At 62.0% G+C, this 20,802-nt stretch carries 20 protein-coding genes, 1 tRNA gene and 3 riboswitches; of the genes, 16 read left to right on the forward strand and 5 right to left on the reverse strand.

Annotated features, from left to right (window positions below):
* Positions 1-114: 114 nt before the first annotated feature.
* From gcvH to H281_RS0112490, 4 genes are all read right to left on the reverse strand, one after another.
* The gene (gene gcvH / locus H281_RS0112470; RefSeq protein ID WP_020067442.1) at positions 115-495 is read right to left on the reverse strand and encodes a glycine cleavage system protein GcvH; all 381 of its coding nucleotides are present in this window, start codon (positions 493-495) and stop codon (positions 115-117) included.
* Positions 496-573: 78 nt separating this feature from the next.
* Complete coding sequence (gcvT, locus tag H281_RS0112475; protein ID WP_020067443.1) at positions 574-1,692, reverse strand: glycine cleavage system aminomethyltransferase GcvT; 1,119 nt, start codon at positions 1,690-1,692, stop codon at positions 574-576.
* A gap of 80 nt (positions 1,693-1,772) precedes the next feature.
* Positions 1,773-1,925, reverse strand: a riboswitch (glycine riboswitch).
* Between the two features lie 42 nt (positions 1,926-1,967).
* Positions 1,968-2,067: riboswitch (glycine riboswitch) on the reverse strand.
* Positions 2,068-2,148: 81 nt separating this feature from the next.
* Positions 2,149-2,499: a hypothetical protein gene (locus tag H281_RS0112485; RefSeq protein WP_020067445.1), complete on the reverse strand. Its 351-nt coding sequence runs from the start codon at positions 2,497-2,499 to the stop codon at positions 2,149-2,151.
* A 182-nt stretch (positions 2,500-2,681) separates the two neighbouring features.
* Complete coding sequence (locus H281_RS0112490) at positions 2,682-3,731, reverse strand: oxidoreductase (RefSeq protein ID WP_020067446.1); 1,050 nt, start codon at positions 3,729-3,731, stop codon at positions 2,682-2,684.
* Between the two features lie 406 nt (positions 3,732-4,137).
* Between H281_RS0112490 and H281_RS0112500 the strand changes: the two genes are divergently transcribed.
* Together H281_RS0112500 and H281_RS0112505 are read left to right on the forward strand one after the other, a co-directional pair.
* Positions 4,138-6,246 carry a UvrD-helicase domain-containing protein gene (locus H281_RS0112500; protein WP_020067448.1) on the forward strand — a complete coding sequence of 703 codons (2,109 nt, stop codon included), beginning with the start codon at positions 4,138-4,140 and terminating at the stop codon, positions 6,244-6,246.
* 161 nt (positions 6,247-6,407) lie between these two features.
* A complete protein-coding gene (locus H281_RS0112505; protein WP_020067449.1) occupies positions 6,408-6,977 on the forward strand; it encodes a hypothetical protein in 570 nt (189 codons plus the stop codon).
* Positions 6,978-7,116: 139 nt separating this feature from the next.
* Here the strand turns inward: H281_RS0112505 and H281_RS0112510 are convergent, their stop codons facing one another.
* Positions 7,117-8,025 (reverse strand): c-type cytochrome, encoded by a 909-nt coding sequence (locus tag H281_RS0112510; protein WP_020067450.1) that lies wholly within the window; start codon positions 8,023-8,025, stop codon positions 7,117-7,119.
* Positions 8,026-8,318: 293 nt separating this feature from the next.
* Between H281_RS0112510 and H281_RS0112515 the strand changes: the two genes are divergently transcribed.
* From H281_RS0112515 to H281_RS0112580, 14 genes are all read left to right on the forward strand, one after another.
* Positions 8,319-8,394 (forward strand) — tRNA-Arg (locus H281_RS0112515).
* 131 nt (positions 8,395-8,525) lie between these two features.
* Positions 8,526-8,706, forward strand: a riboswitch (yybP-ykoY riboswitch).
* Positions 8,707-8,795: 89 nt separating this feature from the next.
* The gene (locus H281_RS0112520) at positions 8,796-9,806 is read left to right on the forward strand and encodes a sodium:calcium antiporter (RefSeq protein WP_020067451.1); all 1,011 of its coding nucleotides are present in this window, start codon (positions 8,796-8,798) and stop codon (positions 9,804-9,806) included.
* A gap of 477 nt (positions 9,807-10,283) precedes the next feature.
* On the forward strand, positions 10,284-10,946 hold the full coding sequence (locus H281_RS0112525) for an acetyltransferase (RefSeq protein WP_027804526.1): 663 nt from the start codon (positions 10,284-10,286) through the stop codon (positions 10,944-10,946).
* 12 nt (positions 10,947-10,958) lie between these two features.
* Positions 10,959-11,198 (forward strand): acyl carrier protein, encoded by a 240-nt coding sequence (locus tag H281_RS0112530; protein WP_020067453.1) that lies wholly within the window; start codon positions 10,959-10,961, stop codon positions 11,196-11,198.
* Complete coding sequence (locus H281_RS0112535; RefSeq protein WP_020067454.1) at positions 11,195-12,598, forward strand: AMP-binding protein; 1,404 nt, start codon at positions 11,195-11,197, stop codon at positions 12,596-12,598. The genes H281_RS0112530 and H281_RS0112535 overlap by 4 nt, the downstream gene beginning before the upstream one ends.
* Positions 12,577-13,659, forward strand: a complete 1,083-nt coding sequence (locus tag H281_RS0112540) for a LuxE/PaaK family acyltransferase (RefSeq protein WP_020067455.1) — start codon at positions 12,577-12,579, stop codon at positions 13,657-13,659. The genes H281_RS0112535 and H281_RS0112540 overlap by 22 nt, the downstream gene beginning before the upstream one ends.
* Positions 13,640-14,857: an acyl-CoA reductase gene (locus H281_RS0112545; protein ID WP_020067456.1), complete on the forward strand. Its 1,218-nt coding sequence runs from the start codon at positions 13,640-13,642 to the stop codon at positions 14,855-14,857. Before H281_RS0112540 ends, H281_RS0112545 begins: the two co-directional genes overlap by 20 nt.
* Positions 14,858-14,880: 23 nt before the next feature.
* Positions 14,881-15,354 (forward strand): hotdog family protein, encoded by a 474-nt coding sequence (locus H281_RS0112550; RefSeq protein WP_020067457.1) that lies wholly within the window; start codon positions 14,881-14,883, stop codon positions 15,352-15,354.
* Entirely contained in the window at positions 15,351-16,955 is a 1,605-nt protein-coding gene (locus H281_RS0112555) for a GMC family oxidoreductase (protein WP_020067458.1), read from the forward strand. Before H281_RS0112550 ends, H281_RS0112555 begins: the two co-directional genes overlap by 4 nt.
* A gap of 2 nt (positions 16,956-16,957) precedes the next feature.
* The gene (locus H281_RS0112560) at positions 16,958-17,374 is read left to right on the forward strand and encodes a gluconate 2-dehydrogenase subunit 3 family protein (protein WP_164701874.1); all 417 of its coding nucleotides are present in this window, start codon (positions 16,958-16,960) and stop codon (positions 17,372-17,374) included.
* The gene (locus H281_RS0112565; RefSeq protein ID WP_020067460.1) at positions 17,371-18,135 is read left to right on the forward strand and encodes an SDR family NAD(P)-dependent oxidoreductase; all 765 of its coding nucleotides are present in this window, start codon (positions 17,371-17,373) and stop codon (positions 18,133-18,135) included. Before H281_RS0112560 ends, H281_RS0112565 begins: the two co-directional genes overlap by 4 nt.
* A gap of 17 nt (positions 18,136-18,152) precedes the next feature.
* Positions 18,153-18,974: a transketolase gene (locus H281_RS0112570; protein WP_020067461.1), complete on the forward strand. Its 822-nt coding sequence runs from the start codon at positions 18,153-18,155 to the stop codon at positions 18,972-18,974.
* Between the two features lie 16 nt (positions 18,975-18,990).
* Complete coding sequence (locus tag H281_RS0112575) at positions 18,991-19,971, forward strand: transketolase family protein (RefSeq protein WP_020067462.1); 981 nt, start codon at positions 18,991-18,993, stop codon at positions 19,969-19,971.
* 74 nt (positions 19,972-20,045) lie between these two features.
* A complete protein-coding gene (locus tag H281_RS0112580; RefSeq protein ID WP_020067463.1) occupies positions 20,046-20,780 on the forward strand; it encodes an LbetaH domain-containing protein in 735 nt (244 codons plus the stop codon).
* Positions 20,781-20,802 lie beyond the last annotated feature (22 nt).

A 20,802-nucleotide genomic window follows, 5' to 3' on the forward strand; every position in this document is an offset into this window, starting at 1 on the left:
GGCGCTGTGCGCAAGGTCTCTTGGAGGAGCATCCCCAAAGGGATTTTCTTCAGGGCGCGGTCCCGTGTGTTTCACGAGGGACGCGCCGCACCTGTCGGGTTATATAAAAGTGAATCAGGCGCCGATCGACTTCGAGTACGCGTCGGCGTCGATCAAACGATCCTGCGCTGCGTCCGAGGCCGGCTTGATCTTGAAGAGCCAGCTTTCATACGGGGCGCTGTTGACCGAATCGGGCGTGTCGGCAACGGCGGTGTTCGCTTCAATGATTTCGCCGGAAACTGGCGCGTAAATGTCCGAAGCGGCTTTGACCGATTCGATCACGGCGACGGTATCGCCGGCCGTGACGGTCTTGCCCAGTTCCTGTACTTCGAAGAAGACGATGTCGCCGAGCGCTTCCTGCGCGTGGTCGGTGATGCCGACCGTCAGCGTGCCGTCCGCCTCGGTGCGGACCCACTCGTGCGATTCGGTGTATTTCAGATCGGCCGGGATGCTCATCGGATGCTCCTATGCGGTGTGATTCGATATGGACTAAAAACTGGGAAAAGGACGCACGCGCCGGCTGCTAACAATGGTTCAACTCACTGCGAGTACTTTGCCATTGCGCACGAACGGCAGTTTTACCACGCTTGCGGGCACGGATTTGTCACGAATCTGAACATGAACCGTGTCGCCCGGTTGCACGCCTTTCGGCACCCGCGCGAAGGCGATGGATTCCTGCATGGTCGGGGAGAAGGTGCCGCTGGTGATTTCGCCTTCGCCGTGCGGCGTGACGACCTTCTGATGCGCGCGCAGCACGCCTGCGGCCTTGCCGTTCTCCTTCAGCAGGATCAGACCGACGAACGCTGCGCGCGAGCCGTCCGATTCCAGCCGACTCCTGCCGACGAAGTCGCGCGCGGAAGTCAGGTCGACGGTCCACGCGAGGCCGGCGTCGAGCGGCGAGATGTTGTCGTCCATATCCTGGCCATACAGGTTCATGCCGGCTTCGAGACGCAGCGTGTCGCGCGCGCCGAGACCCGCCGGGCGCACGCCCTGTGCTTGCAGCGCGTTCCACAACGCGACGACGTGATCGGCCGGGACGATGATCTCGAAGCCGTCTTCGCCGGTGTACCCGGTGCGTGCAACGGTCAATTCGCCGAACGGTGTCGATTCGACGCGCGCGGCGTTAAAGGGCTTGAGTGTTTCGGTGGCAGAGCGGATGGCCGGTACGGTTTGCCAAACCTTCTCACGCGCGTTCGGACCTTGCACGGCGACGATCGCGAGATCGCGGCGCGGCGTGATGGTCAGACCGAAGCCGCCTTCGTTGAGCTGCTTGAACCACGCGATGTCTTTGTCGGCGGTGCCCGCGTTGACCACCACGCGGAAATGATCTTCGCCGAAGTAATAGACGATCAGGTCGTCGATGACGCCGCCGTCCGCGTTCAGCAGGCACGAGTACAGCGCGCGCCCAGGCGTTTGCAGCTTCGCGACGTTGTTGGCGAGCGCATGCTCGAAGAACCCGCGCACGCGTTCCCCGGTGAAGTCGATGACGCACATGTGCGAGACGTCGAACATGCCGGCGTCGGTACGCACCGCGCGGTGTTCGTCGATCTGCGAGCCGTAGTTGACGGGCATGTCCCAGCCGCCGAAATCGACCATGCGAGCGTTGAGCGCGCGATGGGTGGCGTTGAGCGGAGTGTGTTTGAGTTCGGTCATGGGGCCTCGGGCGTCTCGCGAAACAAAAAAGGCCATGCAGAGCCGCGCCTCGCGGCCTGCTGGCTGCGAGCGTGGTTCTGCATGGCCCCTCTGTCCTCGATACCTGAGAGATTGCGCTGCCGCGGCGACGTTGATTCGTCACGGCGGAACGCGCGCCCCTTCGGTGGGCAGCTTGCCGGATCTGCACGACATTGCGATGCAGACGGCTACTGCCGCTCTCCAGAGTGCGAAAAACGGCGCCTTGATGTTGCGTGTGTTACGTGGCGGCCGGTCTTTCGACGCGTTCGGTCCTTTTGCCTGAGAGTTTGCGGGTGTGCCCCTTCGGCGGCGCGGCCTGCGAAAATCAGCGGCCCGCGCGCTCTCCCGACGCGTGCGGCGAATGTACGCGAGGGCCGGAGGCTTGTCAAATGAACGGTTTATTCGCCGTCATTCGTCCTCGTTCGCCCTGATTCGTCCTTACTCTCCGATCGCATGCGCCGCGCCGTCCAGTTCCTGGTTCAGCACGCGCTGTTCGTCGGGGGATAAGCCGCCGCCATGTTGCCCGGCCATTTCGTGCGCCTCGCGCCGGATCACATCCAGCCGATGATGCAACGCATCGCCTTGCGGCGGCGGGTAATAGCCTTGATTGACGCGATTGTCGATACGGCGGCTCAGATTGTCGATGCGGCCGTCGACCTGATGCAGGCGTTTATCGGCGATCTGTTGCGGGCTTGGGCGCGGCGCCGGCTCGGTCTGCGGTGCTACCACACAGGCGGCGAGCGAACTCAGTAATGCGCATGCGGCGAGGGCGCGGATGGGACGTGACATGAACTCTCCGTGAAGTCGTTGTGGTTTTGCGGTGCTACAGGCGTAGCAACGGATCACGGCAGACGAGCGCTGACCCGGACGGCCCGCTCTTTTGTAACGTTATATTGCTTTCCGCTTTGTCAGCATTGCCGGCGCGGCACTTTGCGCCGCGCCGGCAACACCTGAATAGCCTGTACCGCCGTTCAACGAACCCGCTGGAACGGCAGGCGGACGCCTTCGTCGGAACTGCGCGCCGCCAGTTCGATGATGGTCATCACGTCGACGGCATCTTGCGGGCTCACCGGAAATTTCACGCCGTGCTGGATCGCCTCGGCGAGCGCGATGTAGAAGCCCGCATAGTCGCCATTGCGCGTCGGCAATTCGCGCTCCACTTCGCGGTCCCCCTCCAGCACGCGCAACGTGCCGGCGGCATTGCCCGCCGCGAAGCCCTCGTCGCCCGGACGCAAGCCGGCTTTCAACTGGTCTTCCTGCGTGTCGAGACCGTACTTCACGTAACTGCCGCGCGTGCCGTGAATGGCGAACCTCGGCGCGACGATCGCCGTCAGCGCGCTGGCGTGCAACACGACTTCGAACCCGCCGTAGCCCAACTGGATATGCACGTAGTCAGGCGCGCTCGCGTCATCGCGATGTGTGCGAACGGTCGCGGACACGGTCTGCGGCGCGCCGAACAACGCCAGAGCCTGGTCGATCAGGTGCGGTCCGAGATCGAACAGCAGCCCGCCGCCGCGCGACGCTTCCTCGCGCCAACGCTGACGCACTTCGGGCCGGAACCGGTCGAAATGCGATTCATAGTGCGTGAGGCGTCCCAACTCGCCGCTTGCGAGCAGATCGCGAACGGTCATGAAATCGCCGTCCCAGCGACGGTTGTGGAACGGCACGAACAGCTTGCCCCGCGCGAGTGCAATGTTGGCGAGCGTGCGAGCGTCGGCGGCGCTCAGCGTAACCGGCTTGTCGACTACCACATGCTTGCCTGCTTCGAGCGTACGGCGCGCGAGATCGAAGTGCGTGTCGTTCGGCGTGGCGATAACCACGCAGTCGATCTCCGGGAGCGCGAGCAACGCGTCGAGATCGGCCACCACTTTCGCGTGCGGATAGTCGGCGAGCGCGGTCTCGGGTCTGCCGGTCGCGATGGCGGCGACGCTGGCGCGGCCGCAGTGCTCGATCACCGGCGCATGAAACGTCGCGCCTGCGAATCCGTAACCCATCAATCCAATTTTCAGCGATGCGGACATGCGTGTCTTCCTGCAAAAACGGCGCGCCGCTTTGCCACCGCGGCGGCGGCGCGCAACGCCGTCATTGTGGCATGGCCGGGACCGGGATTGCGCCGGCAGGCCAGGTGCCGAAGCTCTGCCATTTTCCCCAAAGCGGTGGCCGCCGGTTGATCCGCGGGATTCGTCGAGCGAATCTATCCGCCGATTTCATCCGTGTTAACATCGCTCCTCTCGCGCCAACCGAGGCGCGCCGGGCGAGCCTCGCAACGCGTGGCATGCATTCCCTGAGCGCGCGCCGCGCGGCATGCGCCGGCTTCGCGACCGGCAATACTGCGCTGCGGCGCCTCAAGCGCCGCTATCAAACGGCGTGTTCGAGTGCTCCGTCTGAACAGCCGCTTTTCAACCCGCACTACCCCATCCACAGACGATGTCCGCAGGCCTGAATCCCGCTCAAAATGAAGCGGTCCGTTACCTTGACGGGCCGTGTCTCGTACTCGCCGGTGCAGGGAGCGGCAAGACGCGCGTGATCACGCAGAAAATCGCGCACCTGATCGAGGCAAAGGGCTTCGAGCCGCGCCACATCGCAGCGGTCACGTTCACGAATAAAGCCGCGGCGGAAATGCGCGAGCGCGTGGGAAAACTGCTCGAAGGCAAGACGCTGACCACGCCCGGCAAGGAAGGCCGCAAAGTGCCCGTCAATCAGTTGACGGTGTGCACGTTTCACTCGCTCGGCGTGCAGATTCTGCGGCAGGAAGCGGAACACGTCGGCCTCAAGCCGCAATTCTCGATCATGGATTCCGACGACTGCTTCGGCATGATCCAGGAGCAGGTTGGCTCGACGGACAAGGGCTTTATCCGCAAGATCCAGTCGATCATTTCGCTGTGGAAGAACGGGCTCATCATGCCCGAACAGGCGATCGCGATCGCCGCGAATGAAGACGAGCACCAGGCGGCGATCGTCTATCGCAACTATGTAGCGACGCTGCACGCGTACCAGGCGGTCGATTTCGACGATCTGATCCGCCTGCCGGCCGAACTCTTCGCGAGCAACGAGCAGGTGCGCGACCGCTGGCAAAACAAGCTGCGTTATCTGCTGATCGACGAGTATCAGGACACCAACGCCTGCCAGTATGAATTGCTCAAGCAACTGGCTGGCCCGCGCGCGGCATTCACGGCGGTGGGCGACGACGACCAGGCCATTTACGGCTGGCGCGGCGCGACGCTCGAGAACCTTGCACAGCTCGGCAAGGATTTCCCGAAGCTGCATGTGATCAAGCTCGAGCAGAACTATCGTTCGACCGTGCGCATTCTCACGGCGGCCAACAACGTGATCGCGAACAACCCGAAGCTCTTCGAAAAGAAGCTGTGGTCCGAGCACGGCATGGGGGATTCGATCACCGTCACGCCGTGCAACGACGAAGAGCACGAAGCCGAGTCCGTAGTGTTTCGTCTGTCCGCGCACAAGTTCGAGCGCCGTGCGAATTTTCGCGACTACGCAATTCTCTATCGCGGCAACTTCCAGGCGCGCATTTTCGAACAGGTGCTGCGCCGCGAGCGGATTCCGTATGTGCTGTCCGGCGGCCAGTCATTCTTCGATAAAGCCGAAATCAAGGACATTTGCGCGTATCTGCGGCTGATTGCGAACGCTAACGACGACCCCGCGTTCATCCGCGCGATCACCACGCCGCGTCGCGGTGTCGGTAACACGACGCTCGAAGCGCTCGGCTCGTTCGCGGGTCAAGCGAAGGTGTCGCTGTTCGAGGCGGTGTACATGGGCGGCATTGAAGCGCGACTGTCGCCGCGTCAGATCGAACCGATGCGCGTGTTCTGCGACTTCATGCAGCGCCTCACCGACCGCGCCGAAAAGGACGCGGCCGGCACGCTGCTCGACGAGTTGATGGACGCGATCCACTACGAAGCGTATCTATACGACGCATTCGACGAACGTCAGGCGCAATCCAAGTGGCAAAACGTCCTGGAGTTCATCGAATGGTTGAAGCGCAAGGGCACGAAGGCGGAGCCCCAAGGCTCGGATGAATCCGCTGGCTCGGGCAACCAGGAGGCAACCGGCTACGACACGGCGGACGGCTTTGGCGACACCGGCAAGAACCTGCTCGGCCTCATCCAGACGGTCGCGTTGATGTCGATGCTCGAAGGCCGCGAGGAAGACCCGGACGCGGTGCGGCTCTCAACCGTGCACGCGTCGAAAGGGCTCGAATATCCGCACGTGTTTCTGGTAGGCGTCGAAGAAGGAATCATGCCGCATAGAGGCGGCGCGGACGACGAGCCGATCGACGACGCGCGCATCGAGGAAGAGCGCCGTCTGATGTATGTCGCGATCACGCGCGCGCAACGCAGTCTGCATCTGAACTGGTGCAAAAAGCGCAAGCGCGCACGGGAGACGGTGGTTTGCGAGCCGTCGCGATTCATTCCCGAAATGCTGCTCGACGACGCGCCGCCGCCGACGCCCGAAGAGGCGCCGATGTCGCCGAAAGACCGGCTCGCGAGTCTCAAGGCGCTGCTGCAGAAGCCTTGAATGCCGTGGTTAGCGCGTGCGTGGCAAGACCCCGCTAACCTCAGGTGCTTCACCGGTTTTTGTGGAAAGGCGCGCTACAGTGGCGCGGCTGCTCGGTCGCATGGTCATGTACCTTCGCGTACCTTTGCGCACCTTCGAGCCTGCCAACTGGAGACCGCCGCATGACCTCGCCGACGCTCGCGCCATACATCCGCGCCCTCGAAGCCTACATCGACGCGAAAGACAACACGCGCGCGCAACGCATGCCGGATGCTTTCGCTTCCGACGCCGAGCTCACCATTTCTCTTGCGACGTCGACAATCACCTTCCCCGCGCGCACGGTCGGCTTGGACGCGATCACGAAGACGCTCGTCACCGATTTCGGCGCGACATACACGCGATGCCGCACGTATTACGTGTGCGACTCGCTGAAGGTGCGCGACGGTGTGATCGATGCGCTGCCGTGGCTCGTGGTGATGCGTGAACCGGCCGCCGGCGCATTGCGCGTGGGCCACGGCGTATATCGCTGGACTTTCGATGAGACGCCCGCTGTCAGCCGCTTTCATATTCACATCGCACGCATGGACGTCGTGCCCGATGCAGATGGCGCGTTGCTCGACGCGTTGCAGGAAGGCTTGAGTTATCCGTGGCTTCCGCCAGCGGAATTGCACGCGCGTTTCACCGAGCTTGCGCGCAGGACGCCGGCGCTCTCGTTTGTCGATGCCTTCGCTCGTCCCGTCGGCGAGCAATAAGGCGGCACGCGCGCAAGAGTCCGTCGAGTATAAAAAATCCCTGCCCGCGTGGTTGCGGTGCAGGGATTGAGTTGTCGGGCAAGCGGCGCGCAATTGTCTTGGCGCGCGACTAATGCGCGCTACTTCGTGTTACTTCCCGTCACTTCGCGGCACTGACCATGTAGTCGACGGCGGCCTTTACGTCGGCGTCCGAGGCGTTCGAGCCGCCTTTGGGCGGCATGGCGCCCTTGCCGTGCAGCGCATAGTTGTAGACGGTGTCCATCGGCTCTTTCAGGCGCGCCGCCCACGCTTCCTTGTCCCCGAACTTGGGCGCGTTGAGCACGCCGGCAGCATGACATGCCTGGCACACCTGCTGGTACAGGGCCTTGCCCGCTTGCGATGCATCCGCGCTTTGCGTGGCGCCCGATGCCGGAGCTGCAGCTTGCGGGACGCTCGCCATTGCCGCCACTGCGGCGGCGGCTTGTGCCGCGCCCGCGTCGGAAGCGCCGGCGGCAGCCGTTGCACCAGAAGCGCCCGCCGCGACAGAAGCGGCCGCTGCGCCCGATGCCGGTTGCGCCGGTTCAGCGAAGCTCGCGCCCGAATTGTTCGCCATGTAGGTCACCGCGCGGGCGATTTCGAAGTCGCTGTAATCGTCCGGGCTCGTGCCGCCGCGTGGCGGCATCGCGCCTTTACCGGCGAGCGCCGTATGCAGCAGCGTGTCGAAGCCTTGGGAGATGCGTGGTGCCCAGTCGGCAGTATTGGTGAACTTGGGTGCGCCTGCCGCGCCGGACGCGTGACAGGTCGAGCACACCGCCTTGTAGACTTCTTCGCCGGTCTTATAGACGCGCGGCGCGTTGGCGTCGCGAATGTCGACCTGAGCGATAGGCTTGATGCGGGCACTGACCTCGGCTTGGGAGAGACTGTCGGTGCCGGCGCCCGTGCGCGTCGAATTGTCGACGTAATAGGCCAGCAGAACGATGATGATGATCGGCACAGCAAACCCGGCGATGACCGCGGCGATGAGCTGTCCTGGGGTTTTGATCGGGGCTCCGTGTGGTGCTTCGCTCATGCTTGTCTCGTCTCCGTGGGTATGTGAGCGGTACAGCGCGACGGCAACTTCTTGTTCTTGATCGGCCACGGACGATTATAGACGCAAGCTTTCGGCGGCGGCGAGGGCCGCGGCGTGCTGTTCAGCAGGCGTTTACCCGCATCGCGCGAAGTCCTGCAAAGGTGCGCGAAACCACGGGAGACGGGCCCGAAGGCCGTCCGGTGGACGGTATGGCGGAAACCGGGTATCCTTTCGGTCTTGCTTTGGCGCCGCATCCGCTCAGTTTGCCGCGCTTTCGCGTTTCTTGTGTCAAAGCGCCCGTAGCTCAATGGATAGAGTACTGCCCTCCGAAGGCAGGGGTTGCTGGTTCGATCCCAGCCGGGCGCGCCAATAACATTGGCTCGGAATCAAGGGTTTAGGCAAACAACGCCTAAGCCCTTTTTTATTTCCAGCGCCCTCAATGTCGCGCCATTCGGCGCCTCATCCCCAGGCTTGTCCGCTGCGCTCACTCCCGCTAGAATCCCCCGGTCACTGGGGAGTAGCCTTCCTTCACGCATCGCATGAAGGAGAGCGCGTCAACATACTTGACCTGACGGGTCATGGCGCGTTCGACCGGGTCGGTTTGGCGAGACCATTGGCGCACTGCTTCGTTCTGGTCGGACGGGTGGCGGTGCGTCATTGGTTCGTCTAACGTCCGACCGCGGAGCCGCTGTGAAATCACGTTGTCCCCTACCCAATTTCCTCCTGCGCCATGCGCCGCGCCGCGCGCTTCCCGTCGACGGGAGCCGTGCATGACCGGTCTTATCATCGAACTGGCTGTCATGCTGGTCGTCATTCTGGTGGCGGCCGAGCTTTTCACCAACGCGCTCGAACATCTCGGCGAGCGCCTCAAAATCTCGGAAGGCGTCACCGGCTCGCTGTTTGCGGCGGTAGGCACTGCGTTGCCGGAGACCTTGGTGCCGCTAATCGCAATCATCGGCGGCACGGCTGATCATGCCGTCAATGAGGAAATCGGTGTCGGCGCGATCCTCGGCGCGCCGCTGATGCTTTCCACGCTGTCCACCTTCCTCATGACGCTCGCGGTCCTGCGTTCGCGCGGCATCGGCGGACGCGTCGCACCCGAACGCTCGGGCTTCACGCGCGACCTCAACTATTTTCTTTTTGCGTTCCTGCTGGCGGCGGCGGCCATGTATGTGCCGCACGAGCAAAGAATCGTCCGCGCGCTGTTCAGCATTGCACTCGTGGGCGTCTACGTCGCCTATGTGGTGGCGACTTTCCGCGCGTCGAACAGTCTCGTGGATGCCGGTCACGGCACGGAGGCGCCGGGCAAGATGATGCTCGCGCGCCTCGGCGTGTCGACCAACCTGGCGACGATCGCCGTCCAGCTCGTGCTCGCCGTCGCCTTGCTGGTGTGGGGCGCCGAAGGTTTCATCCACGGCGTTCGGGGCGTGTCCGAAGCGTTCGGCGTCTCGCCGCTGCTGCTCTCTCTGCTGATCATCCCGATCGCCACCGAACTGCCGGAGAAGGTGAACAGCATCCTGTGGATTCGCCGCGGCAAGGACACGCTGGCGTTCGGCAACATCACCGGTGCAATGGTGTTTCAGGGCACGTTGCTACCGGCGATCGGCATTCTTCTGACGCCGTGGACGCCGCGAATCGAGGTTGTCACGGGCATCGTCATCACGCTAGCCGCGGCGGCGTGGCTGCGCGTCAACGCGCGCGAGCGCGGCGCGCCGGTGTGGGCGCTGCTCGTGTGCGGTGCGCTTTATGTGGCTTATCTGGCGATTACGCTGAGCCGCTAGGCGTTGCGCAGGCGCATGTCTCACGTAGCCCGGCAAATTCCCATGGCGCTGCAGGCGTTTCGGGCACCTCGCCGGGTGTTTTGCACAATGCGGTACGGTCCGCACGGTCTGCGCCGCAGCGTGCGACCAGGAGGGCCACTACAGCTGTCGGCTGTCTCACACAGCCCGGGCGGGCCGCTGCGCGCAGCCCGCCAAGCCCACGCAGCCTTGAACTCACGCAACCCTCGGCGCGCCCGCGCCGAGCCGCCGAGCACCCCCCGCCCAACCCTCCTGCCCCCCGCCTCACGCGTCCCGCAATGCATCGATTTAAAGGCTTTTCCAGTGCTAACTCTTGGAATCGCGAACGAGGGTGCAACGGCATAATTTCGACCATGTTCCATTGGCCTCGGTGCCCATCTGTCAGGTGTTGAGCGGCTCGCCGCATCAACCGCCATACGGGCCGAGACGCCGGCATTCATGTTCGGGTGATTCAAAATCGTGACTCTGAGACTTTTCGTGTACGGCGCCGGCGGCTTCGGCAAAGAAGTGATGGACGTCGCGCGCCGCCAGAACGCGGTGAGCCGGCGCTGGGACCAGATCTGCTTCGTCGACGACATCCGCGAAGAGCGCACGTTCTACGGCACCCAGGTATTGCGCTTCAACGACGCGGAAGTCGCCGGACATCTCGACCAGGCCAAGTTCGTGATCGCCGTGGGCGAGCCGGCAGGCCGCGAAAAGCTCGGCAATAAGCTGCGCGAAGCCGGCGCCCGCCTGGGCCAGGTGATCGACGTCAGCTCGCTCGTCGCCGGCACCGTATCGCTCGGCGAAGGCCTCGTGGTCACGCCGCTGTGCTCCATTTCCAGCGACGCGCAACTTGGCCGCAATGTTTGCGTGAACACCATGTCGATCGTCGGCCATGACGTACAGGTCGGTGAAAACACCGTCGTCTCGTCGATGGTCAACATCGGCGGCGCGTGCGTGATCGGCGCGAACAGCTACCTCGGCATGGGCGCGTTGATCAAGGAGGGCGTGCGCATTGGCTCGAATTCAATCGTCGGCATGGGATCGGTCGTGTACTCCGACATTCCCGACGACGTGATCGCCCTGGGCAACCCCGCGCGCGTTGCCCGTCCTAATACCGACCGCAAGGTCTTCAAGTGAGATTGGCAATAAATGACGAACAGAGATAAATACGATCAGGTGTTCATGGACAGCTTCGCCGTTCCGCGCGACGCGCTGAACGAAGCTTTCGTCTATCAATGCGTGCCGGCGTGGGACTCGGTCGGCCACATGGGCATGATCGCGGCGCTCGAGGATACCTTCGGCATCATGATGGAGACCGACGACATCATCGAATTCGGCTCGTACACCATCGGCGTCGACAAGCTCAAGAAGTACGGCGTAGAGCTATGAACTCCGGGTTCGTTAGCCGGCAATATGCTGAACGCGCAGCGCTCATTACGGAGAGCGGTGTCACGCTCACGTATGCCGAACTGCATCAGGCCGTTGACCGGCTCGCGACCGCGTTGCCTGCAAGGCAACTGCTTTTTATCGTCGGCGGCAACGATCTCCCGACGGTGCTGTGCTATCTCGCGTCGCTCGCGAGCGGCACTGTGCCGCTCCTGTTGAGCAGCGGGCTCGATCAGGTGCAGTTGAATCGCCTGATCGACACCTACGATCCGGCGTACGTCTTCTCTTCGACCGGTGCGGAATACGGCACGCTGGTTCATCAGGAAGGCGCCTACGGTTTGTATCGCCGCGCCGATTCGGCACGCGTCGACCTTCACCCCGACCTCGCGTTGCTGATGACGACGTCGGGCTCCACCGGCTCGCCCAAGCTCGTGCGTCTGAGCGCCGCAAATTTGCGTGCGAATGCGGCGTCGATTGTCGAGTATCTGCACATCACGCACGAAGAGCGGGCGATCACGTCGTTGCCGTTCAACTACTCGTACGGTCTGTCGGTCATCAACAGCCATTTGCTGGCTGGCGCGTCGCTCGTCGTATCGGACCGCTCGCTGATGGACGCCGCGTTCTGGCGACAGATCAACGAGCACGGGGTTACGAGTTTCGCGGGCGTGCCCTATAGCTACGACATTTTGCTGAAGCTGCGTCTGGCGCGAATCAACATGCCGTCGGTACGAACATTGACGCAGGCGGGCGGTCGCATGGACCCGGCGAAGCTCCGCCAGGTCAGCGAAATCTGCCGCGCAAAGGGCATTCGCTTCTTTTCGATGTACGGTCAAACGGAAGCGACCGCGCGCATCGCTTATCTGAACCCCGAAGAAATCGAGCACAAGGCGGGCAGTATCGGCCGCGCGATTCCGGGTGGCCGCCTGTGGCTCGAGAGCGACGACGGACGCACGATCGCTGAGCCCGGCGAAGTGGGCGAACTCGTCTACGCGGGCGGTAATGTGTCGATGGGCTATGCGCAAAAGGCCGCCGATCTCGCGTTGGGCGATCTGAACGGCGGCACGCTGCGCACCGGCGATCTCGCGCGGATCGACGAAGACGGCTGTCTCTTCATCGAAGGGCGCCGTCATCGCTTCCTGAAAATACTGGGCTTGCGAATCTCGCTCGATGCGGTCGAGCAGATCGCCGCCGACAAAGGCTTCGCCTGCGCCGCAAAGGGTACCGACGAGCAACTGGTCATTCACGTAGTGGACAAGCCTGATTTCGTCGCAGACGAATTCAGGACCGCCATGGCGAAGTCGCTTGGACTTCATCCTTCAGTCGTCGCCGTGAGCCGCTTGCCGGAACTGCCGCGCCTACCCACAGGAAAGGTTGACTATCAATGTCTGACCCAATTGTCCTGAGCGACGTCCCGCAATGGCCGGTGTTCGCGCTTCCGAAGGCGGACAAAGAGCCTGCGCTGCTGGACGAACTGCAGCGCCTCACGCGGCTGCACTACGAAGGCTGTCCGCAATACCGCGCGATTGTCGACAAGCTCGGTGCGAAGCGCCAAGCGGCCACGTTGGAAGAACTTCCGTTTCTGCCCGTGCGGCTCTTCAAGCACGAGCAATTGCTTAGTGTGCCCAGAAGCGAAGTCATCAAGACGATGACATCGTCGGGCACGAGCGGCCAGAACGTGTCGCAGATCTTTCTCGACAAGCAGACGTCGGCGCTTCAGGTCAAAGTGCTGTCGCGCATCGTCGGCGACTTCATTGGGCCGAAGCGTCTGCCGATGCTCGTGATCGACTGCCGCGCGACGGTCGCCGACCGCTATCGTTTTTCCGCGCGCACTGCCGGCATTCTCGGCTTTTCGATCTTCGGGCGCGATGTCGAATATGCGTTGAACGACGACATGTCGCTCAATCTCGAAGCGACGCGGCGCTTCCTCGACAAGCACCGGGATCAGCCCGTGTTGTTGTTCGGCTTTACGTTCATCGTCTGGCAGCATCTCGTTGAGGCGCTCGAAGCCTGCGGCGAGACGCTGCCTCTCGAACGCGGCATTCTGATTCATGGCGGCGGCTGGAAGCAGCTTCAATCGAAGGCAGTCAGTGCCGATGAATTCAAGCGCCGCCTGCAAAACGTTGCCGGTGTTGCGCGTGTGCACAACTACTACGGTATGGTCGAGCAAACCGGTTCGATCTTCGTCGAATGCGAGCACGGGCATTTGCATGCGTCGTCGTGGTCGGACGTGATCATTCGCGATCCGCTCGATTTCAGCGCGCTGCCACCGGGCAAGCCGGGCTTGATCCAGTTGTTGTCGGTTATTCCGCACAGCTATCCGGGCCACTCGCTGCTAAGCGAGGATCAAGGAGAGATTGTCGGTGTCGACGATTGCGCATGCGGTCGCCACGGCACCTATTTCAAGGTGCACGGCCGGATTCAGAACGCCGAGACGAGAGGTTGCAGTGATACGTATTCCCGATGAGATTCAGGGCAAGACCACGATTCTGGTCGGCCGTCGGTACGAGATCTCGAATGCGCCCGCGCCGGTGTTCGACGCCGCACGCGTGGAGTTTCTCGCCGATCTGTCGCGCGCGTTGCTGGCCCGTGCCGAAACGCGGTCGCTGCCAGACGTCGTCAGCTTCGCTTATTGGTGCCGTCGTGCGAAACTGACGCAGCTTGCCACGAAGTTTGGTTCGCGCGACGAAGTTCGCATGGGCCTCGGCTTGTCGTTTCATGTGTGCCCGTCGAACGTGCCGGTGAACTTCGCCTTTTCGCTCGCGTTCGGCCTGCTGTCGGGCAACACCTGCGTGCTGCGTTTGCCGTCGCGAGCGTCCGCCACCGCAGAAGTTCTCGTCGAAGCAATCGGAGATTTGTTGAAGGACGAGCGGCACGCTGCGCTGTCCGATTGCATACTGCTGACTCGCTTTGAGCGCGACGATCTGCTGAACCGCTTCTGGCTCTCCGTCGCCGATGCGCGGCTCGTGTGGGGCGGCGACCAGACCGTCGAGCATATGCGTGCTCTGCCAAGCCGCCCGCGCTCGCGCGAGGTCGCGTTTTCCGACCGCTATTCGTTGTGTGTGATGGAACCGCAAGCCGTGTTGTCTCTCGACGACGAAGGTTTGCGCACGCTTTGCCATCAGATGTTCAACGACTTGTATCTGATGGATCAGGCCGCGTGTTCGTCCCCGCAACTCGTCGCATGGGTAGGATCGCAAGACGCCGTTGAAGCCGCGAAAGAGCGGCTTTGGCCCGCGCTCGTCAAACACGTTGCCCAGCGCTATACGCCGGAGCCCGTGCAGGTGATGGACAAATACGTGCAGGCTTGCCGCCACGCATTCGACAACGAGCAGGTCGTTGCGATCCGTCAGCATGGCAATCTGCTGTATCGCGTGGAGTTGTCGGCGGTCGCGGCGGATCAGGACGAATGCCGCGGTTACTTCGGCACCATTCACGAAGTCACGCTCGCGTCGCTCGACAAGCTCGCGCCGATCGTGAACGAACGCTATCAGACGCTCACCTACTTTGGCGTCGACAAGACGCAGTTGCAGGATCTCGTCGTCTCGCGGCGGCTGCGTGGCATCGACCGCGTCGTGCCGATCGGGCGCGCGCTGGATATGAATATCGTATGGGATGGCTACGACGTTGTCGCGAGCCTCTCGCGCGTCGTAGACATTCAATGACGCATTGGACACCCGAGGAACAGATGGACAAGTTCAGTCTCAATTGCATCGAGCTGCAGGAATACCCGCCGAATCGCTATCCCTTCCTAATGATCGACCACGTCGATGAAGTCATGCCCGGCAAATACGCGCGCGGCTATAAAAGCCTGACAATGAACGAGTGGTACTTCCCGGTTCATTTTCCCGGTGGCCCGAATATGCCCGGCGCGCTTCAGCTGGAAGCGCTCGCGCAGATGCTCGCCGTGGCGATCACCACGCTGCCCGGTCTCAAGGGCAAGGTGACGCACGCGTTGCAGCACACCGTACGTTATCGCAAGGAAGTTCTGCCCGGCAAAAAGTTTGAAATCGATACCGAAGTGTTGTCGTGGAACCGCGGCATCTGCAAGGGGCGCGGCGTGGCGAAGGTCGACGGCGAAATCGCCCGCGAAGCGGACATGCTCATCACGATTCCGGAAATCCTCGAACAATATCTGCCGAAGAAGAAATCGCCGGTATGAAAGAAGTTGCGGACATCGTGATCATCGGCTCCGGAGCGAGCGGCGCCGCCGCTGCCTGGAGTTTGAGCCGCGATCGCTCGTTGCGCATCGTGTGCCTCGAGCAGGGCTCCGTCACGAAGCCATCCGATTACCCGTCGACGTCCGTCGACTGGGAATTGAGCCGTTCGGGCGCGTATAGCTCGAATCCATCGGTGCGCCGCAGCGCGGCTGACTATCCGATCGACGATTCCGCATCTCCTATATCCATTGCCAACTTCAACGGCTTTGGCGGCAGCACCATTCTGTATTCGGCGCATTTTCCGCGCTTTCATCCGTCGGATTTTCGTACGCGCACACTCGACGGCGTCGGCGACGACTGGCCGCTCAGCTTCGAGGAACTGAAGCCGTTCTTCACCGAAAACGAGCGAATGATGGGCGTGGCCGGACTCGTCGGCGATCCCGCGAATCCGGACTACGAGTCGCTGCTGCCGCCCATACCGCTCGGCCCGATGGGTCGAACAATGGCCGCCGCATTCAATGAACTCGGCTGGCACTGGTGGCCGTCGTACAGCGCGATCAATACGCACCGGCACGGCAATCGCGGCGCGTGCGTGAATCTCGGTCCTTGCAATACCGGTTGCGCACAGGGCGCGAAAGCCAGCGTGGATGTCACGTATTGGCCGGTTGCGCGCCAGCAGGGTGTCGAAGTGAGGACACAATGCCGCGCCCGCGAAATCACGCTCGATGCGCGCGGACAAGCAGACGGTGTGCTTTATATGGACGCCGATGGCGTCGAGCATCGGCTGAACGCGCGTGTGGTCGTGGTGGCCTGCAGCGGCGTCGGCACGCCGCGCCTGTTGCTCAACTCCAGGTCGAGCGCATTTCCCGATGGGCTGCTGAACGATAACGGTCTGGTCGGCCGGAATCTGATGCTGCATCCGCTGGCTTACACCGAAGCCGTGTTCGACCACGACGTGCAATCGAGTATTGGACCGCACGGCTGCTGCATTCTGAGCCAGCAGTTCTACGAGAGCGCAGCGGAGCGCGACTTCGTGCGCGGCTACACGATGCAAGTGTTGCGCGGTGCGCCGCCGGTCGAGACCGCGGTGTCCGGCTATTTCATGCGGCAAGTGCCGCTCGGCGCCGAGCATCATGCGAAGTTCAACCGGCTCTTTAACCGGACCGCCGGTATCGCAATCATTACCGAAGATCTGCCAGAGCCGGAGAATCGCGTGGAACTCGATCCGGACCGTTGCGATTCGAGCGGCATGCCGGGCGTGAAAGTGTTTTACAAGCTGGGTGACAACACGAGCCGCATGCTCAAGCACGGCATTGAAATGAGCAAGCAGGTGTTCGCGGCAGCGGGTGCGAAAGTCATGTCTTCTTTTGCGCCGGTGAAGAATACCGGCTGGCATTTGATGGGCACCGCTCGAATGGGCGACGATCCGGCCACGTCGGTCGTGAACAAATTCGGCCAGGCGCATGCGGTGAAGAACCTGTTCATCGTCGACAGCAGTATCTTCGTAACGGCGGGTGCGGTGAATCCCGTAGCGACGGCCCAGGCGTTGACGCTGATGGCCTGCGATCATCTGCAGCGCAATCTACACACACTGGTGGCATGAACATGATCGAACTTGTTCTCGACACCATGCTTCCGGGCGACGCCGCGTTGGGCATGCCTCGCGCTTCCACGCTCGATTTCGAGGGCTACCAACTGCGTCATCGCGTGACAGATCAGGTAGACGCGTTTCTGAAAATGCTCGCGAACGTCGCGCACGAAAAGTTCGGTCAGCCGTTCGACGCGCTCGACGCAGGTCAGCGGCTCGCGGCGATCAACGGCTGCAAGCTCGTCGATGTACGTCTCTTTTCTGCCTTCGTGACTCATGTGATGCGCGCCTATTACACCGAGCGCCGCGTGCTCGCGCAGCTTTCGGCCGGCGCTGTGCCGCCGTTTCCCGCAGGCAATGAAATAGCCGCCGACGACTGGACGATTCTCGAACCCGTCTATCTGCGCGGTCAGATCTGGCGTAACGCCGAATGAACAGGCAAGAACCTTCGATGTTGCTAAAAGACAAGCTCGCGGTGATTACCGGCGCCAATCGGGGCATCGGCCGCGCGATTACCGAAACCTTCGCCGCGCAAGGCGCAAGCGTGATCGCTTGCCTGCGCGAAGTGAGCGACGAGAAACAGCAATGGCTTGCGTCGCTCGCCCAGCAGCATGGCGTGACGGCGCACGCAGTCAGCGTCGACCTCGCCGATGAAGCGTCGGTGAAAGCCGCCGTCCGCCAGATCGCGAGCCTCGCGCCTCGCATCGACGTACTGGTGAACAATGCCGGCGTGGCGAGCGGCGCGATCTTCCAGATGACGTCGATGACAGAATTGCGCCGTCTCTTCGAGATCAACTTCTTCAGCCAGATTCTGCTGACGCAAGGACTCGCGCGCTCGATGGCGCGACACAAGGCCGGCTCCATCATCAACATCGCATCCACGGCCGCGATGGTCGCCGATCCGGGCACGCTCGCCTATGGATCGAGCAAGGCTGCGTTCGCACGCGCCACGCAAAGCATGGCCACGGAACTCGGCGCGGCGGGCATTCGCGTGAATGCGATTGCACCCGGCGTGACGCGCACCGACATGTACGACCAGATGTCCGAAGCTGCCCGTGAAAAGTTGATTGCTTCGTCGGCGCTCAAGCGCGCGATCGAACCTCAGGACGTTGCCAACATGGCGCTGTTCCTCGCATCAGATCTGTCCGCCAGTGTGACCGGGCAGATCATGCGGGTGGACGGCGGCATGGTATGAATTCAGGACGAGACACTATGAACTACTCCGACATCGAGCGCATGGCTTTGCTGATGCGCCAGAAAATCCTCGAGGTGAGCCACCACTGCAATCTGAGCGCCCACCTGGGCGGCGGGTTGTCGATGGTGGAGATCATGGCCACGCTGTATGCAAGGCAGTTGCGCTACGACCGTGCGAATCCGCGCTGGCCGGAACGCGACCGCTTTATTCTCAGCAAGGGTCACGGCGTACTCGGTTATTTTTCGGCGCTGCGAGCGGCCGACATTATCGACGACGCGGTGTTCAACACTTTTCAGACCAACGACAGTCATCTGATTGCTCATCCGGTCATGAACATGGATCTCGGTATCGAGTCTTCGAATGGCAGCCTCGGGCAGGGTCTTTCGATGGCGATCGGCATCGCGCTCGCGGCCAAAAAGAAGAAGCAGCCGTTCAAAACATACGTGCTGCTCGGCGACGGCGAATGCAACGAAGGTTCGGTGTGGGAAGCGATCATGTCGGCCGCGCAATTGCGCCTCGACAATCTGGTGGCGATGGTCGACTACAACAAACTGCAAAGCGACGGCGAAGCGGGCCAGATTATGGACCTGGGCGACCTCGCGGATAAATTCCGCAGCTTCCGCTGGGACGTGCATGAAGTAGACGGACACGACATCGCGCAACTGGTAGCCGCTTTCGAGGCGCCCAAGGTTGCCGACCGGCCGCGCGTGCTGGTCGCGCATACGGTAAAGGGAAAGGGCATCTCCTTCATGGAGAACAACAATGAATGGCACCATAACCGGCTGACCAAGACCAACTACGATCTTGCGCTCGCCGAGTTGAGCGTCATGGCGGACTGAACGGAGACCGAATCAAATGCTGGAAATCAACGCAAGCAATGCGCGTCAATGGTCGCGGCTCGGTTCGCGCGGCGTGTTCGGTCTCGCGGCTTTGTCGATTGGCGAGACGCATGACGATCTGATGCTGATGTCCGCCGACCTCGGCAACTCGTCGGGTCTGGATCGCTTCAAGAAAGCGTATCCCGAGAAGTTTCTGAACATCGGCATTGCCGAGCAGAACTTGGTGGGCGTTGCCGCCGGCCTCGCGAAGGAAGGCTACAACGTCTTCGCGACGTCGTTCGCACCGTTCATTTCGATGCGTGCGGCCGAGCAGATTCGCATGAATCTCGGCTACATGGAGATGAACGTAAAAGCCGTGGCGATTGGCAGCGGCGTATCGATGGCATTTCTCGGCAATTCGCACTACGGCATCGAAGACGCGGCTGTAATGCGCTCGATTCCGAATATGACGGTGGTGTGCCCGGCCGATTGCGCGGAGATCATCAAGACCGTGCAAGCGGCCGCCGATTTCAAAGGCCCGATGTATATCCGGTTGACGGGCGCAGTCAACAATCCGCCCGTCTATACCGAGGACTACGATTTCCGCATTGGCCGCGCGATCACGCTGCGCCGCGGTTCGGACGTGACGATCATCGCGAACGGCACGATGGTGCACGAATCGCTCGAAGCTGCGAAGCTGCTCGAAGCGCAAGGCATGTCGGTCGGAGTGATCAACATGCATACGTTAAAGCCATTGGACACCGGGGCTATCGACGCAGCAATGGCAAGTTCAAAAGTGCTCGTCACCGTCGAGGAGCATTCGGTGATCGGCGGTCTTGGCAGCGCGGTCGCCGAATACAAGGCGTCGAAAAGAGCGGCGCCGCCGCAACTGATTCTCGGCTTGCCGGACCGCTTCGAGAAGGCAGGCGAGTATCGCTACATGCTTGAGAAAACCGGGCTGGTCGCGGAGAAAATCGCCGCGCGTATCTCGGCGTTTGCAGCTGAGTCCGGCGACTGATTGACACGAAGCCCGGCATATATGCCGGGCTTTTTTTCTATCCGGCACTTCTAACCCGAAGAAAGACAAAACATATGAACGTCGTGACATCGGACGACAGCATCGGCATCCTGCCGAACCATCCTCTCTCGAAGCAGTTCGTTGTAATCGGCTACAGAGACGGCGCTTTCTCGACCATTCCCAATAACTGCTTCCGTAACTGGCTGGACGAAGAAGCCGCGGTCGGCACATTTCATATCGGCCGATGCTCGGGGCTGGGTGTCGGCTCGATCGTCAAATACGACGGTGACGCTCAAAAGCTCGTGATCGGCAAGAATGTGGCCGGCGGCCAGCGGCTCAAATTCCTGTTGAATGGCCAGCATGAGATTAAAGGCATCTCGATGACCCTGTTCTCGCTGTACGGAAACGGTCTGACCAATTGCGAAATGCCCCAATACGGCGACACGATCGTTCACAACGATGTATGGATCGGCGACGAAGCGATGATCTTTGGCGGCAGCGTGATTGAGAGCGGATGCGTGATCGGCGCACGCGCGGTCGTGCCGCCGAACTTTCGCAGCGAGCCCTACGGAATGTATGTCGGATCGCCGGCGCGGCTGGTGCGCTTCCGCTTCCCGGAAAAGATCCGTGAGCGCCTGCTCGAACTCGCGTGGTGGGACATGCCGCTCGACTGGATCAAGGCGAACAACGGCGCATTCCTCGAAGATCTCACGAAGGACGAGGGTCGCGCGCTGGAGTTGCTCGCCGAGCTGCAGATCTCGAAGAACAACGCGCTCGAAGCAACGCGCGCGGCCGCAGTGCAAGGCTAGCGGCCGATTCGATTATTCGTGG

Origin of the sequence: Paraburkholderia caledonica (genome assembly GCF_000383275.1) — a bacterium.
Classification (GTDB): domain Bacteria; phylum Pseudomonadota; class Gammaproteobacteria; order Burkholderiales; family Burkholderiaceae; genus Paraburkholderia; species Paraburkholderia caledonica.

Excerpts from the sequence above, each read along its gene's own strand:
- gcvH (WP_020067442.1), bottom strand. The coding sequence starts at position 495 with ATGAGCATCCCGGCCGATCTGAAATACACCGAATCGCACGAGTGGGTC.
- gcvT (WP_020067443.1), bottom strand. The coding sequence starts at position 1,692 with ATGACCGAACTCAAACACACTCCGCTCAACGCCACCCATCGCGCGCTC.
- H281_RS0112485 (WP_020067445.1), bottom strand. The coding sequence starts at position 2,499 with ATGTCACGTCCCATCCGCGCCCTCGCCGCATGCGCATTACTGAGTTCG.
- H281_RS0112490 (WP_020067446.1), bottom strand. The coding sequence starts at position 3,731 with ATGTCCGCATCGCTGAAAATTGGATTGATGGGTTACGGATTCGCAGGC.
- H281_RS0112500 (WP_020067448.1), top strand. The coding sequence starts at position 4,138 with ATGTCCGCAGGCCTGAATCCCGCTCAAAATGAAGCGGTCCGTTACCTT.
- H281_RS0112505 (WP_020067449.1), top strand. The coding sequence starts at position 6,408 with ATGACCTCGCCGACGCTCGCGCCATACATCCGCGCCCTCGAAGCCTAC.
- H281_RS0112510 (WP_020067450.1), bottom strand. The coding sequence starts at position 8,025 with ATGAGCGAAGCACCACACGGAGCCCCGATCAAAACCCCAGGACAGCTC.
- H281_RS0112520 (WP_020067451.1), top strand. The coding sequence starts at position 8,796 with ATGACCGGTCTTATCATCGAACTGGCTGTCATGCTGGTCGTCATTCTG.
- H281_RS0112530 (WP_020067453.1), top strand. The coding sequence starts at position 10,959 with ATGACGAACAGAGATAAATACGATCAGGTGTTCATGGACAGCTTCGCC.
- H281_RS0112535 (WP_020067454.1), top strand. The coding sequence starts at position 11,195 with ATGAACTCCGGGTTCGTTAGCCGGCAATATGCTGAACGCGCAGCGCTC.
- H281_RS0112540 (WP_020067455.1), top strand. The coding sequence starts at position 12,577 with ATGTCTGACCCAATTGTCCTGAGCGACGTCCCGCAATGGCCGGTGTTC.
- H281_RS0112550 (WP_020067457.1), top strand. The coding sequence starts at position 14,881 with ATGGACAAGTTCAGTCTCAATTGCATCGAGCTGCAGGAATACCCGCCG.
- H281_RS0112555 (WP_020067458.1), top strand. The coding sequence starts at position 15,351 with ATGAAAGAAGTTGCGGACATCGTGATCATCGGCTCCGGAGCGAGCGGC.
- H281_RS0112560 (WP_164701874.1), top strand. The coding sequence starts at position 16,958 with ATGATCGAACTTGTTCTCGACACCATGCTTCCGGGCGACGCCGCGTTG.
- H281_RS0112565 (WP_020067460.1), top strand. The coding sequence starts at position 17,371 with ATGAACAGGCAAGAACCTTCGATGTTGCTAAAAGACAAGCTCGCGGTG.
- H281_RS0112570 (WP_020067461.1), top strand. The coding sequence starts at position 18,153 with ATGAACTACTCCGACATCGAGCGCATGGCTTTGCTGATGCGCCAGAAA.
- H281_RS0112575 (WP_020067462.1), top strand. The coding sequence starts at position 18,991 with ATGCTGGAAATCAACGCAAGCAATGCGCGTCAATGGTCGCGGCTCGGT.
- H281_RS0112580 (WP_020067463.1), top strand. The coding sequence starts at position 20,046 with ATGAACGTCGTGACATCGGACGACAGCATCGGCATCCTGCCGAACCAT.